General features: G+C 74.6%; 10 protein-coding genes and 1 rRNA gene. 10 read left to right on the top strand and 1 reads right to left on the bottom strand.

Annotated elements, in window-relative coordinates; genetic code table 11:
- Together rrf and HOQ23_RS19890 are read left to right on the top strand one after the other, a co-directional pair.
- Positions 1-74 (top strand): 5S ribosomal RNA (gene rrf, locus HOQ23_RS19895); the annotation flags it as partial.
- Between the two features lie 170 nt (positions 75-244).
- Positions 245-619 (top strand): single-stranded DNA-binding protein, encoded by a 375-nt coding sequence (locus tag HOQ23_RS19890; RefSeq protein ID WP_172217260.1) that lies wholly within the window; start codon positions 245-247, stop codon positions 617-619.
- Here the strand turns inward: HOQ23_RS19890 and HOQ23_RS19885 are convergent.
- Entirely contained in the window at positions 582-1,748 is a 1,167-nt protein-coding gene (locus tag HOQ23_RS19885) for a DUF1015 family protein (RefSeq protein WP_367650595.1), read from the bottom strand. The two genes, HOQ23_RS19890 and HOQ23_RS19885, sit on opposite strands and share 38 nt — an antisense overlap.
- A gap of 22 nt (positions 1,749-1,770) precedes the next feature.
- Here HOQ23_RS19885 and HOQ23_RS19880 point away from each other — a divergent pair, with 22 nt between their 5' ends.
- The 8 genes from HOQ23_RS19880 (at position 1,771) to HOQ23_RS19845 (ending at position 10,419) form a co-directional block, all read left to right on the top strand.
- On the top strand, positions 1,771-2,790 hold the full coding sequence (locus HOQ23_RS19880; RefSeq protein WP_172217256.1) for an HAD-IIA family hydrolase: 1,020 nt from the start codon (positions 1,771-1,773) through the stop codon (positions 2,788-2,790).
- Positions 2,791-2,799: 9 nt separating this feature from the next.
- Positions 2,800-3,012, top strand: a complete 213-nt coding sequence (locus tag HOQ23_RS19875) for a hypothetical protein (RefSeq protein WP_172217246.1) — start codon at positions 2,800-2,802, stop codon at positions 3,010-3,012.
- 10 nt (positions 3,013-3,022) lie between these two features.
- The gene (locus HOQ23_RS19870) at positions 3,023-3,898 is read left to right on the top strand and encodes a TlyA family RNA methyltransferase (protein WP_172217244.1); all 876 of its coding nucleotides are present in this window, start codon (positions 3,023-3,025) and stop codon (positions 3,896-3,898) included.
- Positions 3,895-4,830, top strand: coding sequence for an NAD kinase (locus HOQ23_RS19865; protein ID WP_172217242.1), 936 nt, complete (start codon positions 3,895-3,897; stop codon positions 4,828-4,830). The genes HOQ23_RS19870 and HOQ23_RS19865 overlap by 4 nt, the downstream gene beginning before the upstream one ends.
- Positions 4,823-6,577, top strand: a complete 1,755-nt coding sequence (recN, locus tag HOQ23_RS19860; protein WP_172217240.1) for a DNA repair protein RecN — start codon at positions 4,823-4,825, stop codon at positions 6,575-6,577. The genes HOQ23_RS19865 and recN overlap by 8 nt, the downstream gene beginning before the upstream one ends.
- A gap of 97 nt (positions 6,578-6,674) precedes the next feature.
- Positions 6,675-7,853 carry a putative cytokinetic ring protein SteA gene (steA, locus tag HOQ23_RS19855; protein WP_172217238.1) on the top strand — a complete coding sequence of 393 codons (1,179 nt, stop codon included), beginning with the start codon at positions 6,675-6,677 and terminating at the stop codon, positions 7,851-7,853.
- Positions 7,850-8,722, top strand: coding sequence for a copper transporter (locus tag HOQ23_RS19850; protein WP_172217236.1), 873 nt, complete (start codon positions 7,850-7,852; stop codon positions 8,720-8,722). Before steA ends, HOQ23_RS19850 begins: the two co-directional genes overlap by 4 nt.
- Positions 8,723-8,733: 11 nt before the next feature.
- Entirely contained in the window at positions 8,734-10,419 is a 1,686-nt protein-coding gene (locus HOQ23_RS19845) for a CTP synthase (protein WP_172217234.1), read from the top strand.
- The last annotated feature ends 81 nt before the right edge of the window (positions 10,420-10,500 follow it).

Here is a 10,500-nt window from a genome sequence, read left to right as displayed (position 1 = left end):
ACCCGGAAGTTAAGCCTTTCAGCGCCGATGGTACTGCAACCGAGAGGTTGTGGGAGAGTAGGACGCCGCCGGACAATCATTCACAGAAAGGGTCGCACCCGTGAGGGTGCGACCCTTTCTGCTATTTGCGCGCGCCGACAACCGTCCACAGGCGAGCCCCGGGTCGAGCTGGTCCCCAGATCGTCGGGTCCCGGAGAACGGTTGTCGGCCCCCGCGCCGAGGGTGGGGCGCGGAGGTGAGTGCGATGGACGCACGGACGACGAAGGACCGACCGGACGGGGACACCGCTCAGGGCACCAACGAGGTGCGCCTGGTGGGACGGGTCTCCCAGCCGCCCGAGGAGCGCGAGCTGCCCAGCGGCGACCGGGTGCTGACGTTCCGGCTCGTGGTGGACCGCTCGGGTGACCTGCGCGGCTCCCGCCAGCGCGTCGACGTGCTGGACTGCGCGATCTGGGGCGGTCGGGTGCGCGCGGCGGCGCGCGCCTGGGCGGCCGGCGACGTGGTGGAGGTGAGCGGCGCCGTGCGCCGCCGGTTCTTCCGGGCCGGGGCCGCGCCTGCGTCGCGCTACGAGATCGAGGTGCTCAGCGGCCGACGGGTGCGTCGCGCAGCGAGCGGATGAGCAGCCCGGGGGTGGGCTTGGGCTGGAAGGAGGTCGCCTTCTCCGGCAGCAGCCGCCCGGTGGTCGCGATCCTGGTCACCAGGTCCAGGTCGACCGCCGGCATCAGCACCGCGAGCGCGCGGCCCGGACGGGCATCGGCGAGGGCCGCCTCGACGGTGTGGCGGTACTCCACCGGTGGGGGGGTGCCACGGCGGGCCGGCAGCAGGTCCTCGTGGAGGATCTCGACCGCGGCCCGGTCGGTGGTCGAGGCGACCGCGAGCACCGCCCACTGCCGTCCGTCGGTGGCGACCACCGCGCTGGGACCGAGGGCCGCGAGCGCGTCGCGTCGTGCGACGTACGCGAAGTCGACGCCGGCGCTGCGCGCGGCGCTGGTGAGCGACTCGAGGCTGGTGCCCGGCAGCACCCGGTGGATCGGGCCGAGGAACAGCGGCGTGTCGTCCTGGTCGACCAGCATCGCCAGGCCGGTGTTGCGCCCGCCGCCGGGGTGCGCGCCCTGCAGGGCCAGGTAGGCGGCGTAGCGGTGGTGGCCGTCGGCGATCAGCACCCGCGCCCGGGCCAGTGCCTCCTCGACGGCCTCCAGCTGCTCACGGTCGCGCAGCGCCCAGAGCCGGTGCTGCTGCTGGGTGTGGTCGGTGAAAGTCGCGATCGGCTCGGACCGCCGTACGTCCGCCAGCAGCTCGCGCAGGCGCGCGGGCCCGCGGTGGACCAGCAGGATGGGGGCCGGATCGACCTCCATGTGGCCCATGCGGTCGGCGAGCTGGGTCACCTGGTCGCAGTGCACCCCCTCGTGGGGGAGCACGGCCTGCTCGGCGGGGTCCTCGGCGCGCCGGGAGACGTCGAGCGCCCCGACGAGCCCGCGGACGGTGATCCCGGCGGTGGTGTACTCGTGGAGGTAGAGGCCCGGCGTGTCGTCGTGGGTGAGCCGGCCCTCGGCCGCCCACCGGGCGAGCAGCTCCTCCACGCGTGCGCCGGGACGCCCCAGCGCCCGCTCGACCGTGCCACGGGGCCCGCGGGCAGGGGGCAGCATGAGCGCACGGAAGGGGAGCAGGCGCAGCGGGCGGGCCACGTGCGGGGGCACGACCACGGCGCGGGAGCTCATCGGTGCATCGTAGGGTGCTGCGGCAACCACTTCGCACCAAGGAAGGCCTCACATGCTCGGGTCGTCGGACCTGCCACTCGACCAGCGTCACGACCTGGTGATGCTCGACCTCGACGGCGTCGTCTACATCGGCGGCGAGGCCGTCCCGGGGGCCGCGGCTCACCTGCGCCGCGCCCGAGGGGCGGGGGCGCGTCTGGCGTTCGTCACCAACAACGCCTCGCGCACGCCGGAGGCGGTCGCGACCCACCTGCGCGACCTCGGGATCGAGGCCGCCCCCGACGACGTCGTCACCTCCGCCCAGGCCGCGTCGCGGGTGCTGCTGGAGCGGTTCGGCGTCGGCGCCCGCGTGGTCCTCCTCGGCGCGGTCGGCCTGCGCGAGGCGCTGCTGAGCGACGGCCTGGTCCCGGTCGGGGTCGAGGACGACGCGGTCGCCCTGGTCACCGGCTACGGTCCCGACGTGCTGTGGCGCGAGGTCATGCGCGCGGCGGTGCGGGTCCGCGACGGGCTGCCGTGGGTCGCGAGCAACACCGACCTGAGCATCCCCACGGCGTACGGCGTGGCGCCGGGCCACGGCGTGCTGGTCGAGACGGTCGCTCGGTTCGCCGGCGTCGTGCCGGTCGTCGCCGGCAAGCCCGAGCGCCCGCTGCTCGAGGAGACCGTGCGCCGCGTCGGCGGCACCCGCCCGCTGATGGTGGGGGACCGCCTCGACACCGACATCGAGGGCGCGCGCCGGATCGGCATCGAGAGCCTCCTGGTGCTCACCGGTGTCACCGGCCTCGCCGAGCTGGTCAGCGCCCCGGCCGAGCTGCGACCGACCTATGTCGGCTCCGACCTCGGCGCCCTCGCGACGCCTCATGAGGCGCCGCGGACGGAGGAGGGCCGGGCGGTGCTGGGCGGCTGGACGGCCAGCGCGCAGGACGGCCGTCTGGTCGTCGAGGGCGAGGGAGACGTGGAGTCGTGGTGGCGGGCGGTCGCCACGGCGGCGTGGGCCCATCTGGACGCCACTGGAGTGGTGCTCGACACGGCCGGGCTGGCCGTGCCCGGACCGGGTCCTGTCGGTTCGCAGCGGTAGCCTCGGGGCATGACTGAGACCGGCTCCGAGCAGCCCGAGCGACCGCCGCGGACCGGTGACGCCGGCGTCGACGGGGTCCTGGCGGCCGTCGACTCGCTCGCGGGACGCCCGCTCCAGGAGCACGTCGCGGTGTTCGAGGACGCCCACGACCGGCTGCGTGCCGCGCTCGACGTACCTACCCCCGCACAGCCCGGCGCCACGCGCCCGCACACGGACGCCTGAGGGGGACGCAGTGCCTCCTCGTCGTCAACGTCTCGACGCCGAGCTGGTCCGCCGCGGACTGGCCCGGTCGCGCGAGCACGCCAGCGAGCTGATCGCCGCCGGCCGCGTCAAGGTGCAGGGCGCCGTCGCCACCAAGCCGGCGACCGGCGTGACGACCGACGTCGCCCTGGTCGTGGCCAGCGACCCGGACCGCCCGGACTACGTCTCGCGCGGCGGGCACAAGCTGGCCGGCGCCCTCGCCGCGTTCGAGCCGCTGGGCCTGCAGGTCGAGGGGCGCCGCTGCCTCGACGCGGGCGCCTCCACCGGCGGCTTCACCGACGTCCTGCTGCGCCACGGCGCGGCCCAGGTGGTCGCCGTGGACGTCGGCTACGGCCAGCTCGCCTGGCGCATCCAGAGCGACGAGCGGGTGGTGGTCCACGACCGCACCAACGTCCGCGAGCTCGACGTCGCGATGATCGGCGGCAGCGTCGACCTGGTGGTCGGCGACCTGTCCTTCATCTCCCTCGAGATCGTGCTTGACGCCCTGCTCGGCGTCACTGCCGAGGACGGCGACCTGGCGCTCATGGTCAAGCCGCAGTTCGAGGTCGGCAAGGACCGCGTCGGCAAGGGCGGCGTCGTGCGCGACCTGTCGCTGCGCCACGAGGCGGTCCTCGGCGTGGCCGAGGCTGCGGCGCGCCGCGGCTGGGGCGCGCGTGCCGTCGTGACCAGCCCGTTGCCCGGCCCGTCGGGCAATGTCGAGTTCTTCCTGTGGCTGCGGCGCGGGCCGGCGACGATCGGCAGCGAGGAGATCCGCGCCGAGGTCGAGCGCGGCCCGGTCGCGGACCACGGCGGCCCAGCGAGCCGCGCGGATGCCCCGTCGGAGCCTGGTGAGAGGGTGGAGCCATGACTCGACGCGTCCTGCTGCTCACGCACACCGGACGCGAGGAAGCCCGCGACGTGGCCCGCGCCTGCGCCAAGGCGCTCACCGGCCACGGCATCGTCGTCCGCGTCCCGGCGGTGGAGGCGCACGATCTCCGGCTCGAGCCGGAGGCCTACGACCCGCCGCTGGAGCTCACCGGCGCCGAGCAGGGCGCCGGGGACGACTGCGAGCTCGCCCTGGTCATCGGCGGCGACGGCACGATCCTGCGCGCGGTGGAGATCACCCGCGACAGCGGGACCCCGGTCCTCGGCGTCAACCTCGGGCACGTCGGCTTCCTCGCCGAGGCCGAGCACGACGACGTCGAGTCCACGATCGAGGCCATCGTCGAGCGCCGCTACACCGCCGAGGACCGCCTGGCCCTCGACGTGCGCGTCTACCGCGACGGCGAGCTGGTCACCTCCACGTTCGCGCTCAACGAGGCGAGCGTCGAGAAGGCCGCACGCGAGCGGATGATCGAGGTCGTGGTGGAGGTCGACGGACGGCCGCTCTCGCGCTGGGGCTGCGACGGCGTCGTGTGCGCGACGCCGACCGGCTCCACGGCGTACAACTTCAGTGCCGGCGGCCCCGTCGTCTGGCCCGGTGTCGAGGCGCTGCTGATGGTGCCGATCAGCGCCCACGCGCTGTTCGCGCGCCCGATGGTGGTGGCACCCACCTCGGTGCTCGCCGTCGAGCTGATCGCCCGCACCGACGGGCGCGGGGTGCTGTGGTGCGACGGCCGCCGCGCCGTCGACCTGCCCCCCGGCGCCCGGATCGAGGTGCGCCGCGCCGCGACCCCGGTCCGGCTGGTGCGGCTGCACGAGGCCCCGTTCACCGACCGGCTGGTCGCGAAGTTCGGGCTCTCGGTCGAGGGCTGGCGCGGGTCAGCGGAGCGACGTCGACGACAGGGCTCCGATGTTTGAGGAGATCCGGATCCAGTCCCTGGGGGTCATCGACTTCTCCACCCTCGAGCTCGGTCCCGGCCTGACCGTGATCACCGGTGAGACCGGCGCGGGCAAGACCATGATCGTGACCGCCCTGGGCCTGCTGCTCGGCGGCCGCTCCGACAGCGGCGCGGTGCGCACCGGCGCCCGGTCGGCCCGCGTCGAGGGCGTCGTCGCCACCTGGGCGCTGCCGCAGTTCGCCGCGGCGGTCGAGGAGGCCGGAGGCGAGGTCGAGGACGGCCGGGTCGTGCTGGCCCGCAACGTCTCCGCCGAGGGCCGCTCGCGCGCGTACGTCGGCGGCGCCGGCGTGCCGGTGGCGACCCTCGGGCGGCTCACCGAGCCGCTGGTCGCGGTGCACGGACAGTCCGACCAGCACCGGCTGCTCCAGCCGCGCGCCCAGCGCGACGCACTGGACCGCTTCGGCGGTGAGGAGACCGCCGGGCTGGTGGCCGCCTACTCCGAGCTGTTCGCCCGCCTCGCCGCGACCGAGCGCGAGCTCGCCGACGTCGTCGAGCACGCCCGCGACCGCGCCCGCGAGGCCGACCTGCTCCGCTTCGGCCTCGACGAGGTCGAGCAGGTCTCGCCCGAGCCGGGGGAGGACGCCGCGCTGGCAGCCGAGGAGACCCGTCTCGGGTTCGCCGACACCCTGCGCCTGGCTGCCGAGCAGGCCCGCGAGGCCCTGTCCAGCGAGGACGGTTCCCCGGACGCCCTGGCCACCGTCACCGCCGCGCGCACCGCGCTGGACGGCGTCCGCGGGCACGACACCGAGGCCGGCGAGCTCGCCGACCGGCTCGCCGAGATCTCCTACCTGCTCTCCGACGCCGCCGCCGACGTGGCGTCCTACGCCTCGCGCATCGACGTCGACCCGGCCCGCCTGGCCGCGGTCTCCGAGCGCCGCGCCGCGCTGACCGCCCTCACCCGCAAGTACGGCGAGAGCATCGACGAGGTGCTGGCCTGGGCCGAGACCTCCTCGCGCCGCCTGCTGGAGCTCGACGGCACCGACGAGCGGATCGAGCAGCTGCGTGCCGAGCAGGAGCAGCTGCGCGTGGACCTCGCGGCCGCGGCCGCCGCGCTGTCCGAGGCCCGCCGGTCCTCGGCGACCAAGCTGGCCGAGGCGGTCACCGCCGAGCTGCGGCTGCTCGCGATGCCGCACGCCCGGGTGAGCATCGAGGTGCGCCAGCACGAGGTCGACGCGCCCGCCGCCCCCGCGCCGGGCGGTCCGCTGCGCGTCGGCAAGCGCTGGTTGCGCTACGCACCCTCCGGCATCGACGAGGTCGAGTTCCTGCTCGCCGCCAACGTCGGCTCCGAGCCGCGCCCGCTGGGCAAGGGCGCCTCCGGCGGTGAGCTGTCCCGGGTGATGCTCGCCCTGGAGGTCGCGCTCGCCGGTACCAGCCCGGTGCCCACCTTCGTCTTCGACGAGGTCGACGCGGGCGTCGGCGGCACCTCCGCAGTCGAGATCGGACGCCGCCTGGCCCGCCTGGCCCAGAGCGCGCAGGTCCTGGTGGTCACCCACCTGCCGCAGGTGGCGGCGTACGCCGACCGCCACGTCGTGGTGCAGAAGTCCCAGGACGGGTCGGTCACCAGCTCCGGGCTCACCGTGCTCGACCACGAGCAGCGGGTCAGCGAGCTGTCCCGGATGCTCGCCGGCATGACGGAGTCCGACACCGCGCTGGCCCACGCCCGTGAGCTGCTCGAGGTCGCCGCCCCGGTCCGCGCGCTCGGCTGAGCCGGACCGTGGCCTGGGGTGAGGACCGCCACACCGACGCGCCCACGCCGCGCACGTCCGGAGGACGGCCCTGCCGGTTTGTGACACTGGCAGGGCCATGAAGTCCCTTGCTCGTTCCCGGTCCGCAACCGCCCCTCCCGGTGTCGTCGGCACCGCCCGCGTCGCCCGTCGGGCGGGCGCGCTGCTCCCGCGCCTGCGCCCCGGCGACGTCGCGGTCCTCGACCATCTCGACCTCGACCGCGACACCGCGCAGGCGTTCCTCGACGCCGGCGTCGCCGCGGTCCTCAATGCCGCCCCGATGCTCTCGGGGCGCTACCCCAGCCAGGGCGCGGTCCTGCTCGCCGAGGCGGGCGTGCTGCTCGTCGAGGACGCCGGCGCGGCGGTCCTGACCGACCTGCGGGACGGCGGCGTCGTACGCCTCCACGAGGGCGCCGTGCACGCCGGCGGCGACGCCGATGCGCCCGCGGTCGCCACCGGCCACGTCGTCGACGCCGAGACCCTGCGGGCCCGCATGGAGCAGGCGCGCTCGGGCCTCGGCGCCCAGCTGGACAGCCTGACCCGCAACGCCGCGGAGTTCCTGCGCCAGGAGGAGGACCTGCTGCTGCACGGGCGCGGCCTGCCGCGGCTCGCGGTCCGCCTGGCGGGGCGCTCGGTGCTCGTCGTGGTCCAGGGCCACCAGCACGCCGAGGAGCTGCACGGTGCCCGGGTCTGGCTGCGCGAGCAGGCCCCGGTCGTGATCGCGGTCGGTCGTGCCGGCGACGACCTGCGCGAGCGCCGCCAGCGGGTGGACGTCCTGGTGGTCGACGCGGCCGACGAGGCCGCCATGCCCGCCGCGCAGACCCTCAAGGACGCCCGTGAGGTGGTGCTGCGCGTCGAGCGCGGCCGCCCGGCGCCCGTGGACCCGCTGATGCGGATGGGCATCAGCCCGCTCGTCGTCACCACCGCCGCGACCGCCGAGGACGTGGCGCTGCTGCTCGCCGACGCCGGCGACGCCGCGCTCGTCGTGGGCGTCGGGATGACCGCGACGCTCACCGACTTCCTGGACCGCCAGCGCTCCGGGCTGCCCAGCACCTTCCTGACCCGTCTCAAGCTCGGACCGCGCCTGGTCGACGCCACGGCGGTGCCGCGGCTCTACTCCGGACGCGTCCGCCCCCACCACCTGCTGCTGGTCATGCTCGCCGGCCTCGTCGCGCTGGGCGCGGCGCTCGGCGTCACCCCGGCCGGCCAGGAATGGTTCGACCAGCTCCGCGCACTCTTCGAAGGAACCGTCGGTTGATCTCCTACCGCCAGCACGTCGTCTCGCTCGTCGCCGTCTTCCTCGCCCTCGCCACGGGGGTGGTGCTGGGCGGGGGCCCGCTCAGCGAGCTCGGCCGGGACGGCTCGGCCACCGCGGCCGACGCCCCCGGGCCGCGCGAGGAGCGCACCCTCGCCTTCGCCGAGGAGTTCGCGGCCGCCGCCGGCCCGCGCCTGTACGCCGCGGGGCTGCGCCAGCGCCCCGTCGCCCTGCTCACGGCGCCCGGCGTCGAGGAGGAGACCGTGACCGGTCTCACCGCGCAGGTCGAAGCGGCGGGCGGCAGCGTCGCCGGTCGCTACGACCTCAGCACCGAGCTGGTCTCCGGGGCCTCCAAGACCCTCGTGGACACCCTCGGCACGCAGCTGGTCGAGCAGGTCGACCGCGGGTTGGTCGACGCGGGCGCCACGACGTATGCGCGCATCGGTGAGCTGCTGGGCCACGCCGTCGCCACCGCCGGTGCCCCCGAGAAGCCCGGAGCCGACGCCGAGACGATCCGCCAGAGCCTCCTCGCCGCCGAGCTCGTGACCGCCACCGACGAGGAGGCGGGCCTCGCACCGCTGGTGCTGCTGGTGCTGGGGGAGGAGAGCGAGCCCACCGTGCTGGCCGGCCTGGTCTCCGGGCTCGCCTCGGCCGCGACCGGCGTCGTGGTGGTCGCGGACAGCGACTCCGGCGCCGACGGTGACCTCGCCCAGCTGCGCGAGGACCCTGCCGCCGCCCAGGTCACCACGGTCGACGGGGTCGAGACGGTGCTCGGCCAGGTGAGCTCGGTGCTGGCCCTGGTGCGTGAGATGGACGGCACAGGCGGCGCCTACGGGGCGTCGGGTGAGGCAGGACCGGTTCCTCTGGGATAGCATGGAATCCCGTGAAGCCCGGGACCCAGACCAAGCACATCTTCGTCACTGGAGGCGTCGCCTCCTCGCTCGGCAAGGGACTCACGGCCTCGAGCCTGGGCCGCCTGCTGCGCTCGCGCGGACTCCGCGTCACCATGCAGAAGCTCGACCCGTATCTCAACGTGGATCCGGGGACGATGAACCCCTTCCAGCACGGCGAGGTCTTCGTCACCAACGACGGAGCCGAGACCGACCTGGACATCGGCCACTACGAGCGGTTCCTCGACACCGACCTCAACCAGATCGCGAACGTCACGACCGGCCAGGTCTACTCGAGCGTGATCGCCAAGGAGCGCCGCGGCGACTACCTCGGTGACACCGTGCAGGTGATCCCGCACATCACCAACGAGATCAAGGACCGCATCCGCGCCATGGCCGGCTCGGGCAACGACAGCGTCGACGTGGTGATCACCGAGGTCGGCGGCACCGTCGGCGACATCGAGTCGCTGCCGTTCCTCGAGGCCGCCCGCCAGGTGCGCCACGACGTCGGGCGCGACAACTGCTTCTTCATCCACGTCTCGCTGGTGCCCTACATCGGGCCCTCGCGCGAGCTGAAGACCAAGCCCACCCAGCACTCCGTCGCCGCGCTGCGCCAGGTCGGCATCCAGCCCGACGCCATCGTGTGCCGCGCGGACCGTGAGCTGCCCGAGGGCATCAAGGCCAAGATCGCGCTGATGTGCGACGTCGACACCGAGGCCGTCATCACCTGCGCGGACGCCCCGTCGATCTACGACATCCCCAAGGTGCTGCACCGCGAGGGCCTCGACGCCTACGTCGTGCGCCGCCTCGACCTGCCCTTCCGCGACGTCGACTGGAGCCTGTGGGACGACCTGCTGCGCCGGGTCCACCACCCGAAGGAGGAGGTCACGGTCGCGCTGGTCGGCAAGTACATCGACCTGCCCGACGCCTACCTCTCGGTGGTCGAGGCGCTGCGCGCCGGCGGCTTCGCCAACGAGGCCAAGGTCAACATCCGCTGGATCGCCTCCGACGAGTGCGCCACGCACGAGGGCGCCGCACGCCACCTGCACGACGTCGACGCGATCTGCGTGCCCGGCGGCTTCGGCATCCGCGGCCTCGAGGGCAAGCTCGGCGCGCTCACCTACGCCCGCACGAACAAGATCCCGACGCTGGGGCTGTGCCTGGGCCTGCAGTCGATGGTCATCGAGTACGCCCGCACCGAGCTCGGCCTGAGCCAGGCCGGCTCCACCGAGTTCGACCCGCAGACCCCCGAGCCGGTCATCGCCACGATGGCCGAGCAGGTCGACATCGTCGAGGGCGCCGGCGACCTGGGCGGCACGATGCGCCTGGGCCTGTATCCCGCGGTCCTCAAGGAGGGCTCGGTCGTGCGGGAGACGTACGGCGCGCCGCGCATCGAGGAGCGCCACCGCCACCGCTACGAGGTCAACAACGCCTACCGCGAGCGCCTCGAGAAGGCCGGCCTGGTCTTCTCCGGGACCAGCCCCGACGACACCCTGGTGGAGTTCGTCGAGCTGCCGCGCGAGGTGCACCCGTACTACGTCTCCACCCAGGCGCACCCCGAGCTGCGCTCGCGCCCGACCCGCCCGCACCCGCTCTTCGCCGGCCTGGTGAAGGCGGCACTGGTGCGCAAGGACGAGCTGCGCTTCCCGATCGAGTCGCCGGTCGCCGCCGAGGACTGACCCGGCGGCCCTGGGTCGACGCTGGGCCGACACTGGAGCCACGCAGGGATCGCGGCATGGGGGCCGGCTTGTACCGTGCCC

This window comes from Nocardioides sp. zg-DK7169, assembly GCF_013155365.1.
Taxonomy (GTDB): Bacteria; Actinomycetota; Actinomycetes; order Propionibacteriales; family Nocardioidaceae; genus Nocardioides.
The sequence above is the reverse complement of the archived record's forward strand: the minus strand, read 5'-3'. Positions and strand labels throughout refer to the sequence as shown.